The sequence below is a fragment of the Microbispora sp. H10885 genome, assembly GCF_014161415.1.
GTDB classification, from domain to species: domain Bacteria; phylum Actinomycetota; class Actinomycetes; order Streptosporangiales; family Streptosporangiaceae; genus Microbispora; species Microbispora triticiradicis.
Window position 1 is genome coordinate 259,601 of the sequence record NZ_JABBWY010000007.1, and the last position, 18,924, is coordinate 278,524.

General features: G+C 71.4%; 17 protein-coding genes and 1 pseudogene. 7 read left to right on the forward strand and 11 right to left on the reverse strand.

Going from position 1 to position 18,924, the window contains the following annotated elements; genetic code table 11:
* Nucleotides 1-98: 98 nt before the first annotated feature.
* From HHX37_RS20175 to HHX37_RS20200, 6 genes are all read right to left on the reverse strand, one after another.
* Nucleotides 99-869, reverse strand: coding sequence for an urease accessory protein UreD (locus HHX37_RS20175; protein ID WP_310737922.1), 771 nt, complete (start codon nt 867-869; stop codon nt 99-101).
* On the reverse strand, nt 866-1,705 hold the full coding sequence (gene ureG / locus HHX37_RS20180) for an urease accessory protein UreG (protein WP_182886380.1): 840 nt from the start codon (nt 1,703-1,705) through the stop codon (nt 866-868). Before ureG ends, HHX37_RS20175 begins: the two co-directional genes overlap by 4 nt.
* 78 nt (nt 1,706-1,783) lie before the next feature.
* Entirely contained in the window at nt 1,784-2,863 is a 1,080-nt protein-coding gene (locus HHX37_RS20185) for an urease accessory protein UreF (RefSeq protein ID WP_259406601.1), read from the reverse strand.
* 8 nt (nt 2,864-2,871) lie between these two features.
* On the reverse strand, nt 2,872-4,590 hold the full coding sequence (locus HHX37_RS20190) for an urease subunit alpha (RefSeq protein WP_182874736.1): 1,719 nt from the start codon (nt 4,588-4,590) through the stop codon (nt 2,872-2,874).
* Nucleotides 4,583-4,966 carry an urease subunit beta gene (locus HHX37_RS20195; protein WP_182886381.1) on the reverse strand — a complete coding sequence of 128 codons (384 nt, stop codon included), beginning with the start codon at nt 4,964-4,966 and terminating at the stop codon, nt 4,583-4,585. The genes HHX37_RS20190 and HHX37_RS20195 overlap by 8 nt, the downstream gene beginning before the upstream one ends.
* Nucleotides 4,963-5,265 (reverse strand): urease subunit gamma, encoded by a 303-nt coding sequence (locus tag HHX37_RS20200; RefSeq protein ID WP_111697191.1) that lies wholly within the window; start codon nt 5,263-5,265, stop codon nt 4,963-4,965. Before HHX37_RS20200 ends, HHX37_RS20195 begins: the two co-directional genes overlap by 4 nt.
* A 215-nt stretch (nt 5,266-5,480) precedes the next feature.
* On the opposite strand from HHX37_RS20200, the gene urtA reads away from it, so the two are divergent.
* The 5 genes from urtA to urtE all read left to right on the forward strand — a co-directional run bounded on the left by urtA (nt 5,481) and on the right by urtE (nt 10,152).
* On the forward strand, nt 5,481-6,674 hold the full coding sequence (urtA, locus tag HHX37_RS20205) for an urea ABC transporter substrate-binding protein (RefSeq protein WP_204288235.1): 1,194 nt from the start codon (nt 5,481-5,483) through the stop codon (nt 6,672-6,674).
* Between the two features lie 74 nt (nt 6,675-6,748).
* On the forward strand, nt 6,749-7,603 hold the full coding sequence (urtB, locus tag HHX37_RS20210) for an urea ABC transporter permease subunit UrtB (protein WP_111697189.1): 855 nt from the start codon (nt 6,749-6,751) through the stop codon (nt 7,601-7,603).
* Entirely contained in the window at nt 7,600-8,685 is a 1,086-nt protein-coding gene (urtC, locus tag HHX37_RS20215) for an urea ABC transporter permease subunit UrtC (RefSeq protein ID WP_182879307.1), read from the forward strand. Before urtB ends, urtC begins: the two co-directional genes overlap by 4 nt.
* Nucleotides 8,682-9,473, forward strand: coding sequence for an urea ABC transporter ATP-binding protein UrtD (gene urtD / locus HHX37_RS20220; RefSeq protein WP_182886382.1), 792 nt, complete (start codon nt 8,682-8,684; stop codon nt 9,471-9,473). Before urtC ends, urtD begins: the two co-directional genes overlap by 4 nt.
* Nucleotides 9,460-10,152 (forward strand): urea ABC transporter ATP-binding subunit UrtE, encoded by a 693-nt coding sequence (gene urtE / locus HHX37_RS20225; protein WP_182886383.1) that lies wholly within the window; start codon nt 9,460-9,462, stop codon nt 10,150-10,152. The genes urtD and urtE overlap by 14 nt, the downstream gene beginning before the upstream one ends.
* 136 nt (nt 10,153-10,288) lie before the next feature.
* Here urtE and HHX37_RS20230 read toward each other — a convergent pair whose 3' ends face one another.
* The 3 genes from HHX37_RS20230 to HHX37_RS20240 form a co-directional block, all read right to left on the reverse strand.
* On the reverse strand, nt 10,289-12,547 hold the full coding sequence (locus HHX37_RS20230) for a tetratricopeptide repeat protein (RefSeq protein WP_182886384.1): 2,259 nt from the start codon (nt 12,545-12,547) through the stop codon (nt 10,289-10,291).
* Between the two features lie 415 nt (nt 12,548-12,962).
* Nucleotides 12,963-13,976 carry a GNAT family N-acetyltransferase gene (locus tag HHX37_RS20235; protein WP_182886385.1) on the reverse strand — a complete coding sequence of 338 codons (1,014 nt, stop codon included), beginning with the start codon at nt 13,974-13,976 and terminating at the stop codon, nt 12,963-12,965.
* Nucleotides 13,977-14,130: 154 nt separating this feature from the next.
* A complete protein-coding gene (locus tag HHX37_RS20240; RefSeq protein ID WP_111697182.1) occupies nt 14,131-14,376 on the reverse strand; it encodes a DUF2630 family protein in 246 nt (81 codons plus the stop codon).
* 307 nt (nt 14,377-14,683) lie between these two features.
* Here HHX37_RS20240 and leuA point away from each other — a divergent pair, with 307 nt between their 5' ends.
* The gene (leuA, locus tag HHX37_RS20245) at nt 14,684-16,408 is read left to right on the forward strand and encodes a 2-isopropylmalate synthase (RefSeq protein ID WP_182886386.1); all 1,725 of its coding nucleotides are present in this window, start codon (nt 14,684-14,686) and stop codon (nt 16,406-16,408) included.
* A gap of 469 nt (nt 16,409-16,877) precedes the next feature.
* Here the strand turns inward: leuA and HHX37_RS20250 are convergent.
* Nucleotides 16,878-17,174, reverse strand: a pseudogene (locus tag HHX37_RS20250) (type IV toxin-antitoxin system AbiEi family antitoxin domain-containing protein); the annotation flags it as partial.
* A gap of 112 nt (nt 17,175-17,286) precedes the next feature.
* On the reverse strand, nt 17,287-17,799 hold the full coding sequence (locus HHX37_RS20255; RefSeq protein WP_182874727.1) for a carboxymuconolactone decarboxylase family protein: 513 nt from the start codon (nt 17,797-17,799) through the stop codon (nt 17,287-17,289).
* Between the two features lie 152 nt (nt 17,800-17,951).
* On the opposite strand from HHX37_RS20255, the gene sigJ reads away from it, so the two are divergent.
* Entirely contained in the window at nt 17,952-18,920 is a 969-nt protein-coding gene (gene sigJ / locus HHX37_RS20260; protein ID WP_310740455.1) for an RNA polymerase sigma factor SigJ, read from the forward strand.
* Nucleotides 18,921-18,924 lie beyond the last annotated feature (4 nt).

The following is an 18,924-nucleotide window of genomic DNA, read 5'->3' on the forward strand; positions in this document are numbered from 1 at the left end:
CGCGCTTCAGCTGTGGGCAGGGTCCATGGGCAGGGTTCGGCTGCGGGCTGGGTCCATGGCACGGCTCAGCTGTAGGCACGGTTCAGCTGTGGGCGCGTTCAGCCGGTCGCGTGTGACGCGGCGGCGTCCTCGCCGTGTTCGAGCCGCCGCCTGAGCTGCACCGCGTCCGCGCCCAGAGCGGAGACCAGCACGCCGGGACCGGCGAGCGGGAGCGCGGCCCAGCCTTCTCCGACCACCGCCCGCCGCTCCCGCTTGTCCCCGGCCGAGGGCCGCCAGGCGGGGCCCGCGACCAGGGTGGAGCCGACGCACCGGGCGTCTCCGTAGACGGCCGGGCTGCCGTCCACGGTCTCCTCGCCGATCACGAGGTTCTGCCGGAGCAGGGGACGTCCGGCGACGGTGGCGTCGAACCTCGCATGGCAGCGGCCCGGCCGCTCCCCGTGCCGCCCGAACACGATCTCCTCGCGCCACAGGACGGTCGCGTCCTCCGCCAGCGAGAGCCGTACGACGAGGCGGTGGGAGCACCCGGCGGCGAGCACCGTCGGCTCGGGGGAGAAGCGCAGTGTCGCGCCGGCCCCCACCCGCGCCCGCACCAGCATGACCGAGGGGGCCTCCGCGAGGCCCGGCAGCACCAGCGTGGCGGCCACCGAGCACACCTCCAGCGACGTGCCCGGCGCGACGTCCACGCCGAGATCGAGGTGGTCGCCCCGCAGGGGACCGGCGCCCGTCGAGACCAGATGCACCCGGCGCGGGCCGGTCCTGCGCAGGGTCAGCGGCGGGTCCGACCGCAGGGTCTCCAGCCGGGTGCCGCCGCCGTCGGCCATGCTCGTCCTGATCAGCGCCCGCGCGGTGACCGCCGCCGCCGTGCTCACGGCGCGGTGACGGGACGCGACTGCTGCTCCCCGTGCTCCTTCCGCTCCGGCGCGACGTCGTCCGCGGCGACCCTGTTGACGGATATCCCGTCTGCGGCGCCTCCATCGGGGGAGACGTCTTCCGGGACACGCCGCGCGGAGGAACCGTGCGCGGAGAGGCCGTGGTGGTGGGCGACGCCGTGGTCGTGACGCCAGACGTCGACCATGTCGGTCACCCACTGCGCGACCATGTGCGCGCTCCTGTCCTCCCTGATCGAGGTGAACAGCACCGGCCTGCCCTCCCGTACGGCCGCCGCGTCGCGGGACATCACGGTCAGGTCGGCGCCGACCATCGGCGCGAGGTCGGTCTTGTTGATCACCAGCAGGTCCGCCGTCGTCACCCCCGGCCCGCCCTTGCGCGGCACCTTGTCGCCGCCGGACACGTCCAGCACGAAGATCTGCCGGTCGGCCAGGCCGCGGCTGAAGGTCGCGGTGAGGTTGTCGCCGCCGCTTTCGACGATCACCAGGTCGAGCGGCCCGAACCGCTCCTCCAGCGTCTCGACCGCGTCGATGTTGGCCGCGATGTCGTCGCGGATCGCGGTGTGGGGGCAGCAGCCGGTCTGCACCGCCTGGATCCGCTCGGGGTCGATCACCCCCGTCCGGCGCAGGAAGTCGGCGTCCTCGGTGGTGTAGATGTCGTTGGTCACGACCCCGAGCCGCAGGGAGGGCCCGAGGCTGCGGCACAACGCCGCCACCAGGGCCGTCTTGCCGCTGCCGACCGGGCCGCCGATGCCGAGGCGGAGCGCCCGCCCGTCCGGCTCGGCCGCGTCGTGGAGGTCGTCGTGGTAGGCGCCCATGATCTGGACCCTTCTGCTCGTGAGCCGCGGCGTGGGTCGCGGCCCGGTCGGCGACGTCGGGGGACGTCTCGGGAGGTGTCAGGAGACGAAGAGCTTCATCGGGTTGGCCAGGTGTCCTTCGGCGAGGAGGTCGAGGGCCGGCGCGCTGTGCCCGGGCAGCCCCGCCCAGCCTCCTCGCCATCCCGTCTGGGCGGATCCGGACGCGTCGCCCGGCGGAGGACCGGCGCTGCCAGGCGAGGCGTCCATGCCCGCCGGGCCGCTCGGAGCCGGGCCGCTCAGAGCCGGGCCGCTCGGAGCCGGGCCGCTCAGAGCCGGGCCCGCCGGTGTCGTGTCGTCGAGTGCCGCGTCCGTGAGTGCCGGGTCCGTGAGGGTTGTGTCAGTGAGCGTCGTGTCCGTCAGGACCGTGTCCATGAGGGACGCGCAGGCGGCGTGGGCCGCGTCGTTGAGCGCCGGCGCGAGGTCGGCGAGCAGCCGGTGGACGGTGACCGGATCGAGGCCGAGGAGCCGCACCGCGGCCGTGGCCGGGCCCGTCACCGAGGTGTAGGCGGCGGCCAGCGCGGCCTGCTGGGGCTCGCAGCCCGCGGACGCCGCGGCGGCGCCCAGCGCGATCGGGTGATGCGGACCTTCCGGGATGGCCCGCGCCAGCGTCTCCAGGGCCGGCGACGGCCACAACCGGCGGGCGGTGCGCAGCAGGAGCCGCCCTTGGGTCCGCGCGGCCTCCCGCTGGGCGGGCGACGCGGTCCGCGCGTCGGCCTCGTCGTCCAGCCGCCGCCACAGCCGCCGGCGGAGGTCCTCCGCCGCCGCGACCTCGGACGCCGCCGCACCCGGCCCGCCGCTGCCGCCCGTCCGCCACGACGCGTCCATGGCGTACGGCCGGACGGGCGGGGCCGGCGAACCGGCCGCAGCCGTCCCGCCGGCCCTCCCGACGACGTCCGGTTCGCCGGCCGCGAGTTCGCAGGCGGCGGCGGACAGGGCCGCGGTCACGAGGCCGGCGGTGGCGAGCCTGCCGCGCAGGAACCGCGCGAGGTCGTCGACGTCGGTGACCGTGCCGAGCCGCACGGCCTCCTCCACCCCGCCCGAATGGGCGTGCCCGCCCGCGGGCAGCCGGGAGTCGGCCAGCAGCAGCAGTGCCGCCGGGTCTCCGCGCATGCCGTCCATCGCACCTCTCAGAAGAGGAAGTAGCGCTGCGCCATCGGCAGCGTCTCGGCCGGGGCGGGCTCGATGAGCTCGCCGTCCACGTGTACGGCGAACGTGTCGGGGTCCACCCGGATGTCCGGCAGGGCGTCGTTGAGGGGCATCGCGTCCTTGCGCCGGGAGCGGACGTCGGCCACCGGGGCCAGCCGCCTGCGGACGGCCAGCCGGTCGGCGAGGCCGTCCTCCAGCGCGAGCGGCGCGACGAAGTGCAGCGACGTCGCCGCGGCGGTGGCCGGGGCCGCGCCGAACATCGGGCGGGGCAGCACCGGCTGCGGCGTCGGGATCGACGCGTTCGCGTCGCCCATCTGCGCGTACGCGATGACCCCGCCCTTGATCACGAGATCGGGCTTGACCCCGAAGAAGGCCGGGCTCCACAGGACGAGGTCCGCGAGCTTGCCGGGCTCGACCGAGCCGATCTCCGCGTCGAGCCCGTGGGCGACGGCCGGATTGATCGTGTACTTCGCGACGTACCGGCGGGCGCGCAGGTTGTCGGCCGGGCCGTCGCCGGGCAGCGCGCCCCGGCGGCGCTTCATCACGTGCGCCGTCTGCCAGGTGCGGATGACCGTCTCGCCCACGCGCCCCATCGCCTGCGAGTCCGAGCCGATCATCGAGATCGCGCCGATGTCGTGCAGCACGTCCTCGGCCGCCATCGTCGACGGCCGGATCCGCGACTCGGCGAAGGCCAGGTCCTCCGGGATGGAGGGATTGAGGTGGTGGCACACCATGAGCATGTCCAGGTGCTCGTGGTGGGTGTTGACCGTGTGCGGCCGGGTCGGGTTCGTGGACGACGGCAGCACGTTGGCGTGGGAGGCCACCGTGATGATGTCCGGCGCGTGCCCGCCCCCGGCGCCCTCGGTGTGGTAGGCGTGGATCCCGCGGCCGGCGATGGCGCCCAGGGTCGACTCCACGAACCCCGCCTCGTTCAGGGTGTCGGTGTGGATGGCGACCTGCACGCCCGTCGCGTCGCACACCCGCAGGCACGCGTCGATGGCGGCGGGGGTGGTGCCCCAGTCCTCGTGCAGCTTGAAGCCCGACGCGCCGGCCCTGAGCTGTTCGAGCAGCCCCTCCTCGCTGACCGTGTTGCCCTTGCCGAGCAGGGCCACGTTGACCGGGTAGGCGTCCAGGGACTCTAGCATCCGGCCGAGGTACCAGGCGCCGGTCACGGTGGTGGCCTTGGTGCCCTCGGCGGGCCCGGTGCCGCCGCCCACGATCGTGGTCACGCCCGAGGCGAGCGCCTCGTCGAGGATCTGCGGGCAGATCAGGTGGACGTGCGAGTCGACCGCGCCCGCGGTGACGATCTTGCCGTTCGCCGCGAGGATCTCGGTGGACGGCCCGATGACCAGATCGGGGTGGACGCCGTCCATCGTGTCGGGGTTGCCGGCCTTGCCGATGGCGACGATGCGGCCGTCGCGCACGCCGATGTCGGCCTTGACGACCCCCCAGTGGTCCAGGATCACCGCGCCGGTGATGACGAGGTCGGCCGCGCCCTCGGCTCTGGTGGCGCGCGCCTGTCCCATCGACTCGCGGATGACCTTGCCGCCGCCGAACACGGCCTCGTCGCCGGCCCCGGCGGGCCCCATCGAGAGGTCCTCGGTCACCTCGACGTACAGGTCGGTGTCGGCCAGTCGCACCCGGTCGCCGGTGGTCGGCCCGTACAGCGCGGCGTAGCGGGAGCGCTCGATACTAGGCACCCGTCGTCCTTTCGGTCCCCGTCGGTCTTTCGGTCCCCGTCGGTCTTCCGTCCAGGGGCCCGGCCCACTCGGGGCGCAGGCCGGGCACCACCCGCGCGCCCGCGAGCGGAACCAGCGTCACGTCGCGCTCCACGCCGGGCTCGAACCTGACGGCGGTGCCCGCGGGGATGTCGAGGCGGTGGCCCCAGGCCGCCTCCCGGTCGAACTCCAGACCGGGGTTGGCGGCGGCGAAGTGGTAGTGCGACCCGACCTGCACCGGCCGGTCCGCCGTGTTGACGACCCTCAGGGTGATCCGCTCCCTGCCGGGGTTCAGCGGCACGTCGCCCTCGCCGTACAGGATCTCGCCCGGCGCGCCCGCGCCGCTCGCCGAGCTCATGAGATCGGCTGGTGGACGGTGACGAGCTTGGTGCCGTCGGGGAAGGTGGCCTCGATCTGGACGGACTCCAGCATCTCGGGCACCCCGTCCATGACGTCCTCGCGCCGCAGCACCCTGCGGCCGGCGTCCATCAGGTCGGCGACGCTCCGGCCGTCCCGGGCGCCCTCCAGGAGGAAGGACGCGATGAGGGCCGTCGCCTCCGGATGGTTGAGGCGAAGGCCGCGCTCCTTGCGGTCGCGGGCCACGCCCGCGGCGACGTGGATGAGGAGCCGTTCCTGTTCGTGTGGAGTGAGCCGCATGGCGGGACGATAGGTACCCGCGGTTTCTCCCGCGTTACCCAGGCATTTCGTATGCGTATCCGGAAGGCGGTGAGGCTTCGCTAATGAGTTGTTAACCGTCGTGATTTCGACGGGAAATAGCGCGCGCTCACCTTTGCGGCAGACGGATCGGCGCGGGGGCCGTAGGCGGCAAGGAGAGGCACTTGCGTAACTCATTATGGCGTACCGGAGCGGTCATCGCTCTCTCGACGGTGACGCTCGCGGCATGCGCTGGACAATCTGGAAAAAGTGACACATCGGCCTCGTCCGGGGGCGGAAACACCATCAAGGTCGGCATCCTGCACTCCCTGAGCGGCACCATGGCCATCAGCGAGGTCACGGTCAGGGACGCCGAGCTGCTCGCCATCGACGAGATCAACGCGGCGGGCGGGGTGCTGGGCAAGAAACTGGAGCCCGTCGTGGAGGACGGCGCCTCCGACTGGCCGACGTTCGCGGAGAAGGCCACCAAGCTGATCGCGCAGGACAAGGTCGCCACCGTCTTCGGCGGCTGGACGTCGGCGAGCCGCAAGGCGATGCTCCCCGTCTTCGAGAAGCGCAAGGCGCTGCTGTGGTACCCGGTCCAGTACGAGGGACTGGAGAGCTCTCCCTACATCTTCTACACGGGAGCCACGACCAACCAGCAGATCGTCCCCGGGCTCGACTACCTGAAGGAGAAGGGCAAGAAGAAGCTCTTCCTCGTCGGCAGCGACTACGTCTTCCCGAGGACCGCGAACAAGATCATCAAGGCGTACGCCGCGGCGAACGGCATGGAGGTCCTCGGCGAGGAGTACACCCCGCTCGGGCACACCGAGTACAGCACGCTGGTCAACAAGATCACCGAGGCGAAGCCGGACGCGGTGTTCAACACCCTGAACGGCGACAGCAACGTCGCGTTCTTCAAGCAGCTCAAGAGCGCCGGGGTCAGCGCCGAGCAGATGCCGGTCATGTCGGTGTCGGTGGCCGAGGAGGAGGTCAAGGGCATCGGCGTCGACAACGTCGCCGGGCAGCTCGTGGCCTGGAACTACTACCAGACGACCGACACCCCGGCGAACCAGAAGTTCGTCGCCGCCTTCAAGGCCAAGTACGGCGCGGACAAGGTGACCTCCGACCCCATGGAGGCCGGATACAACGCCGTCTACCTGTGGGCCGAGGCCGCCAAGAAGGCCGGGAGCACCGACGTCGAGGCCGTGAAGAAGGCGGCCGGCGGCGTCTCGCTCGACCGCCCCGAGGGCAAGGTCACGATCGACGGCGACAACCAGCACGTGTACAAGACCGCGCGCATCGGCGTCGTCCAGCCGGACGGCCAGATCAAGGAGGTCTGGAACTCCGGTGAGCCGATCAAGCCGGACCCCTACCTCAAGACGTACTCCTGGGCCGGCGGCCTGGTCTGACCGCCGCCGATGACCGTACACAGCCGCGACCGGGGCGCGCCGCGCCCCGGCGCGGGACAACGTCGGGAGGTGACGTGGAAGGGGTGCTGAACCAGCTGCCGATCGGACTGTCGATCGGAGCGGTCCTGCTGCTCATCGCTCTCGGGCTGACCTTCACGTTCGGGCAGATGGGCGTGATCAACATGGCCCACGGAGAGTTCATCATGGCGGGGGCCTACACGGCCTACCTGCTGCAGGGCGTGGGATTCCTGGTCGCCCTGCCGGCGGCCTTCGTGGTCGCCGGGCTCATGGGCCTGGTGCTGGAGCGCACGCTGATCCGGCGCTTCTACGGCCGCCCGCTGGACACGCTGCTGCTCACCTGGGGAGTCAGCCTGATGCTCCAGCAACTGGCCCGGGACCTGTTCGGGGCGCCCAACGTGCAGGTCGTCTCACCGGCCTGGCTGCGCGGGGGCCTCGGCATCCTGCCGTACAACCGGCTGTTCATCATGGCCCTCGCCGTGCTGTCGGTGCTCGCCATCTGGGCGTACATGCACAAGACCGGGCAGGGGCGGCGGATGCGGGCGGTGATGCAGAACCGCAGGCTCGCGGCCACCAGCGGCATCGACACCGGGCGCGTCGACCAGCGGACGTTCTTCATCGGCTCCGGCCTGGCCGGGGTCGCGGGGGTCGCCCTCACGCTGATCGGCCCGGTCGGGCCGACGCTCGGCACGTACTACATCGTCGACGCGTTCCTGGTGGTCGTGGCGGGCGGTCTCGGGCAGTTGCGCGGCGCGGTGCTGGCCGCGATCGGCCTCGGCCTGCTGAACTCCTACGCCGAGTTCTGGAGCGACGCCAGCCTGGCCAAGGTGATCGTGTTCGTGGCGATCATCGGGTTCCTGCAGATCCGGCCGCAGGGGCTGTTCTTCGTCCGATCGCGGGCGCTGACGTGACGGCCGTCGAGGCGCCCGCCGAGGCGCCGCCCGTCGTACGGCGGGAGCCGCGCCGGTGGCAGGGCCCGGCGGCCTTCGCGGCGGTGGCGCTGCTCGCCCTGGTCGTGGCGCCGCTGCTGCTGGAGCCGTTCCGGCTCGGCCTGCTGGCCAAATATCTGTGCTACGCGATCGTGGCGCTGGGCATCGGCCTCGCGTGGGGGCAGGGCGGCATGCTGACGCTCGGGCAGGGGGTGTTCTTCGGCCTCGGCGGCTACGCGATGGGCATGTATCTCAAGCTCCACGACGCGGGCGGGGACCTGCCCGACTTCATGGTCTGGAGCGGGGTGGAGAAGCTCCCGGCGCTGTGGACACCGTTCGGCAACCCGGTGTTCGCGCTCGCCATGGCCGTCGCGGTGCCCGTCGTGGTCGCGCTGCTGCTCGGCGCGCTGGTGTTCCGCCAGCGCGTGCGCGGGGCGTACTTCGCGATCCTCACCCAGGCGCTGGCCGCGGCCCTGGTGATCCTGCTGGTGGGGCAGCAGGGACTGACCGGCGGCACGAACGGGCTGACCAACTTCTTCGACTTCTTCGGTCAGGACCTCGCCGCCGACGAGACGCAGCGGGGGCTCTACCTGACGGTGGCGGTCGTGCTCGGGGTGCTCTACCTGGGCGCCCGGCAGCTCGTCCGCAGCCGGTTCGGGCGGCTGCTGCTGGCGGTCAGGGACGGCGAGGACCGGGTGCGCTTCCTCGGGTACAACCCGGCCACCGTGAAGACGCTGACCTTCGCCGTCTCGGCGGGCATGGCCGGCATCGCGGGAGCGCTGTTCGTGCCGGTGGTCGGGATCATCTCGCCGGCGCTGCTGGGGGTCGTCCCCTCGCTGGAACTCGTCGTCGGGGTGGCCGTCGGCGGCCGCTTCGCCCTCGCGGGCGCGCTGCTCGGCGCGGTCGTCATGGGCTACGCCCGGACGTACTTCAGCGAGGAGCTTCCGGCCGCCTGGCTGTACCTGCAGGGAGCCCTGTTCGTCCTCGTCATGACGCTCGCGCCCCGGGGCATCGCCGGCCTGGCCGCCGGGCTCGTCCGCAGGAGAAGGGAGGCCGGGACGTGAGCGAGGCCCCGGCGGAGACCACGTCTCCGGAGACGGCGTTACTTGAGATCAGAGGGCTGCAGGTCGCGTTCGGCGGCTTCCGGGCCATCGACGGCGTGGACCTGACGGTCGGGCGCGGCGAGCTGCGGTTCCTCATCGGGCCGAACGGCGCGGGCAAGACCACGCTCATCGACGTGATCACCGGCCTGACCAGGCCCACCGCGGGATCGGTGCGGTTCGAGGGCCGGGATCTCGCGGGCCGCAGGGAGCACGAGATCGTCCGGCTCGGCGTGGGCCGCACCTTCCAGACCTCCGTGGTCTTCGAGGAGCTCACGGTGCTGGAGAACCTCGACCTCGCCGCGTCGTTCCGCCGTCCCCTGTGGTCGCTGCTGCGCCGCGGGCGCGGGGTGTCGGAGGAGGTCGCGGCGGCGCTGGAGACGATCGGCCTGACCACGCTGGCGCGCAGCAGGGCCGGGGTGCTGTCCCACGGGCAGCGGCAGTGGCTGGAGATCGGCATGCTGATCGTCCAGCGGCCCCGGCTGCTGCTGCTCGACGAGCCGGTCGCGGGCATGGCGTCCGACGAGCGCGAGCGCACCGGCGAACTGCTCACCGAGATCGCCCGCGACCACACCGTGATCGTGGTCGAGCACGACATGGACTTCCTGCGCCGGTACGCCTCCCAGGTGACCGTCCTGCACGAGGGCAAGGTGCTGATGGAGGGTTCGGTGGACGAGGTGCGGGCCGATCCGCACGTGCAGGAGATCTACTTGGGACGCGCGCGGGAAGGTGCCGAGGATGCTGTCCGTTGAGGGACTCGAAGCGGGGTACGGCCGGGCCCGGGTGCTCTTCGGAGTCTCGCTGGAGGTGCCACCCGGCCGCCTCGTCTGCGTGATGGGCCGCAACGGGGTCGGCAAGACCACCCTGCTCAACACCGTCATGGGCGTGCTCCCCGCGACCGGCGGGAAGGTGACGTTCGAGGGCAGGGACGTCACCCGCCTGCGCCCCGACCAGCGCGTACGGCTCGGCATGGGCTACGTGCCGCAGGGACACGAGACGTTCGCGCAGCTCAGCGTGATGGACAACCTGCTGGTCACGCTGGAGGCGTCCGCACACCGCGACCAGGCCGCCGTGGAGGAGGCCCTGGAGGTCTTCCCCCGGCTGAAGCCGCTGCTCAAACGGCCGGCGGCCTTCCTGTCCGGCGGCCAGCAGCAGCAGCTCGCGATGGCCCGCGCCCTGGTCACCCGGCCGAAGCTGCTGATCCTGGACGAGCCGACCGAGGGCATCCAGCCCTCGATCATCCTGGAGATCGAGGAGGCGGTCGAGCGTCTGCACGCGACCGGGCTCGCGATCCTGCTGGTGGAGCAGTATCTGGACCTCGCGCTGCGGCTGGCCGACGCCTTCCTGATCCTCGACGCGGGGCGGGTCGTACGGTCCGGCGCGGCGCGGGACCTGCAGGACGAGGAGGTCCACCGCCTGCTCTCGGTCTGACACCTGCTCGTGATCGATGCCCACGCCCCCGCGCGGTCCGGAGGTGGCTGCCGTCAGCGGCGGGGATGCGGCCGGAACGCGGAGAACACCGGCGGCTCGTGCCGGCGCCATGTGAACGATGCTCCGACTTCTGCACCTAGCCGTCCCGCCGAACCGCCGGATCTCCGGCGTCCAGAACGTCTGGACCCGGTCCGCCGTGCTGGTGGAGGCGCCGGTGAAGGTCGCGAGCGTGGTGGAGATGGGTACGTGCCGCCGTGTGGTCACCCATGGTCTGCGCCAAATGGGCGAGTTCCGTGTGCGCGTCGGCTTGTCCTTGGACGTGCCTGATCTGCGAGGCGAGGGTGAGGGCGGTGGTGGCGTGCTCGTGGGCGGTCGCCGACAGGCCCAGCCCGCGGTGGACGACGGCCAGGTTGTAGTGGGCGTCGGCCTGGTTCATGAGGTCTCCCAGTTCCTGGAACAGGGAGAGGGCATGGTCCAGGTGAGCTCGCGCGTCGTGGTGCCGGCTCAGGTGCTCGTCCAGCATGCCGAGTTGCCGGTGGCAGATGCCGATGCCACGGCGCTGCCCCACCTGCTCGAACAGCTTCATCGCCCGGGTCAGATGTTCGCGGGCGGTGACGTAGCCGCCTTCCAGCCGGTCGAGGATGCCGAGGTTGGCGTGGGCGAATGCCAGCTCGACGAGGTCGTCGCCCGAGGAGGCCATTTCGAAGGAGAACGTCGCGTGGGCTCGGGCCTGGGCGAGGTCGCCGAGCCACTTGTTGACATTGCAGAGCTCGTGGTGGATCCCCGCTTGACCGGCTCGGCTGCCGGCCCGCTCGTAAAGCGCGAGCGCGGCCTGGAAGCGCGCGAGCGCCGCCTGGTAGTTGCTGGTGCGCATATCCACCAGGCCGAGATTCTGGTGCATGGCCGCCTGGCCGAGGGGGTCGCCGGTGTACAGGGTCAGGCTCAGCGCCTGGCTGTTCAATTCGATGATCTCGGTGTAGAAGCCGCGCAGCCGCTGGTAGCACTCCAGCTCGTAGATCAGCCGCCATGCCTGGGGGGAGCGGGCGGACAGGCACCGGCGGGCCACAGCGAGTAGGTCCGCGTGATGCCGATCGAGCCATCGCAGTGCGGCGACGTCGGACTCATGCCGGAGAAGTGGCATCAGGTCACGTCTGTCGGCCTCTGTATCGGTGAAGAGCAGGCTGGAGTCGACCATCAGAACCGCGGCGCCGATCGCGCTTCTCGCGTACCGGAAGAGTCGTTCGTCGGCGGCGGCCAGGTGCCGGGAGCTGTCGCGCTTGTCCGATTCGATCAGCGCGGCGGCGCGTACGGCGTCGTGCATGCGGTAGCCGCCACTGGTCCGGTTGTCCGGGATGAGCAGACCGCGCTGATAGAGGGTGGCCAGCAGCGTGGTGGCCTTGTCGATTCGCTTGCTCGCGAGGACGGCGGCGACGGGCGCGGTGATCAGCGAGCCGGGGTAGTGGGCGACGCGGCGCAGCACGAGACGGGCGGGTTTGGGCAGGGCCCCAAGAGAGCGGGCGAACGCCGCGGCCGTCTCGTCACCGATCGTTTCCGCAGGAGAGGCGGGGATGCGCTGGGCGGGGTTGGCCGCTTTCAGGTCGCTCATCTGCCGGACCGCGAGTGGGAGCCGGAAGGTGGCGGCGATCGCGGCGACCGCCTGGGGGTCGTTCAGCCCGGCACGGCGCAGGATGGCGCCGGCCAGGCCGGCCGCCTGGGCGCGGGTGAACGGTGCCAAGGTGACGCTCTGGTCGGGGTCGAGGCCGATCAGCACGTGACGGGTGGTGACCAGGACCGCCGCTTCTTCCGCTGCGGGCAGCAGGGGGCGGATCTGCTCGGCGGAATCGGCGTCGTCCAGGGCGATCAGCATCCTCTTGCCCACGGTGGCGGCACGCCACGCGCGGCTGAGTGCGTTCACAGTGGTGGCGTTCGGATCGGGCGGTACGTTGAGGGCGTTGAGCAGGGTGCGCAACGCTTCGGTGCCGGTCATCTGGGACTCGGCCGCGGCGTACGTGCGCAGGCCCAGCCAGAACGATCCGTCGGGGTAGCGCGCCGTCAGCGCACGGGTGGCGCGGATGGCCAGTTCGGTCTTCCCAGTCCCGGGCATACCGCTGATCACCAGCATGAGAGGTCCGGCTCGGTTCTCCGTGGAGGCAGGCGCTGTCAGCCGGCGCAGTTCCCTGCCGCGACCTGTGAAGACCCGGGTGCCGGACGGAGGCTGTAGCAGCGCACCAGCCTGCTGATCTTCCGCCCGCGGCGTCACCGGGTGCGGCGGGCCGCCGCGCGGAGGAGCGATCAGCGTGCCCGCACTCACCAGGCTGGTCATCAGAACCAGCCCGCCGAACAGCCACCAGTTCCACGTCATGGTGAGCAGATTGGTCAGTCCTCCAGCCGTCACGCCGGCCGTGGGACCCAACGCGACGATGACCAGGCGCCCCCGCCGCCGAGCCCATGATCCACACGTCATCGAATCACCTCGGCGCCGGTGCTGAGCCGTCCCTCGCGTTCGCCATGCTTCCAGCGTGCTGCCCCTCCCCGGAAGCGTCGCGCGGGGTATCGAACGTGTCACCTCACCGCATGGCAGGCGAAGTGACCGTCCCAGTCCCGCGGAAGGCCGTCGGCAGCGTCCCCGGAGGAATGAGACGCCTCATGGGACCTGAGCCTGAGAGTGTCTAAGCTGGAAGGGAGGAAGCGATCGCGCGTGTGAACGCCTTTGGCCGCGCCGCGGGCTCCGCACCCTTCAGGGTGGGGGCCGTACGGACCCGGCACTGCGCACGGCCCGACCGCTTCCTCCCGTCTTGCCCGGCCTTCGCTCAGACGGCGAGCTGCAAACCGTTCCAGGTGTCGAAGACCGTGAAGCCGATCGCCTCGTTGATCGCCAGCATGTGCGGGTTCTCGACGGAGTTCCACGTGATCACACGCTCCGCCGAGGGTTCGCAGGCGCGCAGCCACATGAGGTTGGCGAGCTTGAGCACCAGACCGAGCCGCCGGCCGCGGTGCGCCTTGAGCACCGCCGTGGAGGACTGGCGGACCCATCCCTCCGGCTGCTCGGCGTCCATGACGAGCTGGGTGTATCCCGCTGGATCTCCACCGCTCAGGTGGCGGGCGATCACGGTGTAGGTCCGCTGGCCCGCCCGGGAGAGCATCTCGTCGCGGGCGCGCACACGCTCCGCGTTCCACCGCTGGTCCTCCATCGCGAGGTCGCCGAGCGGCTCGTCGTTCATGCCCTCGTTCAGCCGCGCCATGTCGTCGAGCAGGTCGGCGGGGGTCGGCCCGGCCCACCGTTCGAGCGAGTATCCCGTGGCGTGCCGTACGGCGCGGGCCCGCAGGAGTTCGAGGCCGGACCAGTCCGCCGTGGGCAGGTCGAGCACCAGCCGGGTCTCGGTGGTGGCGCGGGAGAAACCGCGGGCGTCGGCGAAGGCCGAGCCCGGGCCGTCCGCGGGGGCCTCGCCGACCAGCACGCTCCGGCCCTCCGCGTGAGCCCGCGCGGAGGCGTGGTCGAGCAGCGCTCCGCCGATGCCCTCGCGCCGGCGGCCGGGATGGGTCATCACCTGGAGCAGGGCGAGGTGGGTGTTGTCGTGCGCCGGCAGGCGGAGGATGAGGCCGCCCACCACCTCAGCACCGTCACGCGCCACCCAGGTCTCCGTACGCTCTCCGGAGGACCCGCTCGCGGCGCTCGCGGCGAAGTGCCGCCACGACATGGCCGGGCCGGGCCGGGCGCAGACCCGGGCGATCTCGTACAGGCCGCCCAGACCTGCCGGGCCGTCCTCCGGGCCGTCCTCCGGGCCGATCTCGTGCTCCGCGGCGGCGACGCGCTCGATGTGCATGCCGACAGGAAACCGCACCGCCTTTTCGCGGCGCGAACCATTTTGTCGTGGCGAGGTGGCGGGGCGGTTGTGGCGCGGGGGCGCGGCCTCCGCCGTGGCCGGGCAGGTTCCGGCCCGACGGAGCGGCGCGGGTCCGTGGCGCCGGAGCGGACCCTTACTGCAGGTAGTTCTCCACCTCGCTGACGGGGCGGGGAGCGGCGTTGTCGGGGTCCTCGCCCATCTCGCGCCGGGCCCGGCGCTGCCGGAGCAGGTCCCAGCAGCGGTCGAGCTGCTCCTCCAGCGAGGCGATCCTGGCGTGTTCCTCCTCCGAGGTCAGCTCACCCGCGACGAGCCGTTCGCGCAGCGAGTGCTCCTCCTCGACGAGGTCCTTGATCTGCCCCAGGATCTGGTTGTCCTCCATCTGACCCCTCCTTCGTCCACGGCACACCCTAACCCGCCCCCGCTCCGTGGCCCGTCTCGCCATCTGATCGCTTGTCTCGTCCCGCCGAGGCGTCTGCTAGTCTGCTTGACATGCTGCGCGGACTTCTTCTTCTTATCCGCCGCGGCGAGGGCCTGTAAGAGGCCGGCTCCCTCGCCGCGGTGGCGAGAGTCATGCGCGTCGGCCGCCCTGGTTCATCCCTCGGCGCCCCCTTACCCATCGTGACGACGTGATCGTCGTGTGCACACGGGCAGAAGACGGGGCCGCCGCGCGTCCGACGAGGAGCATCATGAGCAACGAACAGCAGCCCAGCCCCATGCCCTTCCATCGCTACACGCCGTACGAGCCCGTACGGCTGACCGACCGCACCTGGCCCGACAAGGTCATCACCAAGGCGCCGCGGTGGTGCGCGGTCGACCTGCGCGACGGCAATCAGGCGCTGATCGACCCGATGGACGCCGACCGCAAGCTGAAGATGTTCGACCTGCTGGTACGCATGGGCTACAAGGAGATCGAGGTCGGCTTCCCGGCGGCGTCGCAGACCGACTTCGACTTCGTCCGCCAGATCATCGAAGAGGACCGGATCCCCTCCGACGTGGTGATCCAGGTGCTGACGCAGGCCAGGCCCGAGCTGATCGAGCGGACCTTCGAGTCGCTGCGCGGCGCCCGCCAGGCCATCGTCCACCTGTACAACTCCACCTCCACGCTGCAGCGCCGGGTCGTCTTCGGCCAGGACAGGGACGGCATCACCGCGATCGCGGTCGAGGGCGCCAAGCTGTGCAAGAAGCTGGCGGCCGCGATGGAGGGCACCGAGATCTACTTCCAGTACTCGCCGGAGTCCTTCACCGGCACCGAGCTGGAGTACGCCGTCGAGGTCTGCAACGCCGTCAACGACGTGTGGCAGCCCACGCCCGACCGCAAGGTGATCCTGAACCTGCCGGCGACGGTCGAGATGGCCACCCCCAACGTGTACGCCGACCAGATCGAGTGGATGCACCGCCACCTGGCCTACCGCGACTCGGTCGTGCTGTCGCTGCACCCGCACAACGACCGGGGCACCGCGGTGGCCGCCGCCGAGCTGGGCTACATGGCCGGCGCCGACCGCATCGAGGGCTGCCTGTTCGGCAACGGCGAGCGGACCGGCAACGTCTGCCTGGTCACGCTGGGGATGAACATGTTCTCCCAGGGCATCGACCCCGAGATCGACTTCTCCGACATGGACGAGCTGCGGCGGGTCGTCGAGCACTGCAACCAGCTGCCCGTGCACCCGCGCCACCCCTGGGGCGGCGAGCTGGTCTACACCGCCTTCTCCGGCTCCCACCAGGACGCCATCAAGAAGGGCTTCGACCACCTGGAGCGCGACGCGGCGGCGGCCGGGGTGCCGGTCGACCAGTTCACCTGGGCCGTGCCGTACCTGCCGATCGACCCCAAGGACATCGGCCGCTCGTACGAGGCGGTCATCCGGGTCAACAGCCAGTCGGGCAAGGGCGGCGTCGCCTACATCATGAAGGCCGACCACCAGCTCGACCTGCCGCGACGCCTGCAGATCGAGTTCTCCCGCGTCATCCAGGCCCGTACGGACGCCGAGGGCGGCGAGGTCACCGCCGCCGAGATGTGGGAGCGGTTCTCCGACGAGTACCTGCCCAACCCGGCCAGCCCCTGGGGCCGCATCGGCCTGCTGGCCCACCGGCACACCTCCGCCGTGGACGACAAGGACGCGATCAACGCCGACGTGCGGATCGACGGCCAGATCCGGGAGATCGAGGGCGTCGGCAACGGCCCCATCTCGGCCTTCTGCGACGCGCTGGAGAGCGTGGGAGTGCGGGTGCGCGTCCTCGACTACACCGAGCACGCGATGAGCGCGGGCGCCGACGCCAAGGCCGCGTCGTACGTGGAGTGCGAGGTCGGCGACGCCAACGGCACGCAGGTCCTGTGGGGCGTCGGCATCGACGCCAACACGACGACCGCCTCTCTCAAGGCCATCATCTCCGCCGTCAACCGCGCCACCCGCTGAAGACGGCCGGACAGCGCCCGTAGATCTTCTCTGATCCACGGGTGCTCCCCAAGACCGGGCGCGACCGGCACGATCTGCCGGCGCGCCGGGGCGTAGGGACGGCATCCCGGTTCCGACGTCGAATCCTCGACCGCGCACACCGCGAACCCCGCGGCAGCGCGGTCGAGTCGTTTCCAGCCCCGCCCACCCCTCCGCCTGGATTTCGTCTGGGCGAGTAGCGCCCCGGCGTCCTCGGGGCAGTTCACCGCCGTACAGGTGCTTGTTGAGCGGTCTCTCGACTGGTTCGTGGCTTACGACTAGCGATTGCTCGCAGCGGCCCGAGGGAGCAGGCTTCCCCACCGCCGCTCCCCGGTGCGGACAGGGCCGGCTCCAAACAGGGCCCGATTTCACGGTGGCGTACCCGGCTGTCCACATCGCTTCATTCGGCGCGTACAGCTCGGCCTCGTGAAGCAGTTCGCGGCGGTGTGCCTCAGAGGCATCGGTGGGTCAGGTGCTCCAGGAACTCCTGACCGGTCGCATCGGGCAGTCCGTAGGCCGCGGCGTAGGGTGCCACGGCTGCGGCGAGGTCGTCGACGACTCCGTGAGCGGCTCCTCGCCGGTCCGTCTGGAGTTCGGGGGCGAGCTGGAGCCATGCGGCCCGCAGTTCCTCCAGTTCCGGGCGGGGAGCACCGGCCACCCGGTAGACGCCGTGGGCCACGTGTTCGAGAACCCCGGCCCGGACCAGGCGGCTGAGGTCACGGCGGTGCGCGCCTCGGCAGGTCGCCTGCCGGGCTGTGAACGACGCGGAGCGGGGGCCGCGTCGAGCGGGGGAACGTGTGAGAGGCGGCGCCCCCGTCGTTTATGTGCCGCCTCTCACGTTCTTCAGCGCCGAGGGCGCGTCACTTCCGGTAGTTCCTGCCGGGGGCCTCACCGGGGATCGGCCGGGCGATGAGGGCGACAGGGATGAAGAAGCAGATCTGGCCGATTGCGATCGTGAGCGTCCAGAGGGCCTTCTCGTCGTACTGCGCGGCGGCTCTGGCGTACAGCTCGTCGGGCACGCGCTCCCCGGAGGGGTTCGGAGTGAGCACGGCCTCCACGAGCTCCAGCGCGATCCGTTCCGCGTCCGTGAAGTAGGGGGCGTCCCGCCAGGTCGCCACGGCGGTGATGCGCTCCTCGGTCTCCCCGGCCTTGCGGAGCTCGCCCGTCTGCCGGATGGTGTGGTAGGTGCTGCCGACGATCTGCCCGGCGCGGAGTTGCACCAGGGTGATGGTGGTCTGCGGGATCGAGCCGTTCCGGGTGGCCTTGAGCATGGCTCCGGCGAGCGCGGCCACCTCTTCCGGGAAGAACTGGACGGGGTCGGGCAGCCGCGACTGGAGACTGTCTTCCCTGGTTGCTGTGGGAGTGGTCGTCATGGGGTCATTCCTCCTGAGTTTCAGCGGTTCTACGGCCCAAGGGCCGGCGCGGGTTCCGTGCGCACGGCGTCCCGGTTGTCCGACGACGCGGCCGCCGGGAATGTGAGGCGACGCGCCGGCCTCACATTCCGCGCGGCCGTCTCGTCGTACTGGTGAAGGCGGACGAGACCGAGGGGATCGGCGAGAACATGACCATCCAGTCCGAGCCGGCGGACGGCCCGATCGACCCGGGTCTGAGCGCGATCGTGAGCGAGCGGCGTCAGCTGATCAATCTCGCGTACCGGCTCCTCGGCTCCCTGGCGGAGGCGGAGGACGTCGTGCAGGAGACGTACGCCCGCTGGTACGCCATGTCTCCCTCGCGGCGGGAGGCCGTCGAGTCCCCGGGCGCCTGGCTGACGAAGGTGGCCGGTCGCATCTGCCTCGACCTGCTGGGCTCGGCGCGGGTCCGGCGCGAGCGGTACGTCGGCGAGTGGATCCCCGAACCGCTGCCCGACCGCGCGGAGTGGGCCGCCGGGCAGGAGGCCGACCCGGCCGACCGGGTCACTCTCGACGAGTCGGTCAGCATGGCCTTCCTCGTCGTGCTCGAATCGATGACCCCGGCCGAGCGCGTCACGTTCGTCCTGCACGACGTCTTCTGCCACTCCTTCGCGGAGGTGGCCGAGATCGTCGGCCGTACGCCGGGGGCGTGCCGCCAGCTGGCCTCCTCGGCGCGCCGCCGCGTCCGCGCGTCGCGTCCCGCGGCGGCTCCGACGGCCCGGCAGGCCGGGGTCGTCAGGAACTTCAAGCAGGCATGGGAGACCGGGGACATCGACGCCCTCATCGGCCTGCTCGACCCCGCCGCCACCGTGATCGCCGACGGCGGCGGGGTGGTCGACGCCCTGCTGTTCCCGCTCGAAGGCGCCGAGGAGGTCGCGCGCTACGCCGTCGCCCTGATCGGCAAGGCCGGCGGCCTGACGCTCCTGGAGCGTACGGTCAACGGCCAGCCGGGCCTGGTCGGGCAGCGAGACGGCGTCACGGAGGTCGTGATGGCCTTCGACGTCGTGGACGATCGGGTCCGGCACGTCTGGGCGGTCCGCAACCCCGAGAAGCTCCACCCGTGGCGAGGGGAGTCACAGCGCTGACGGC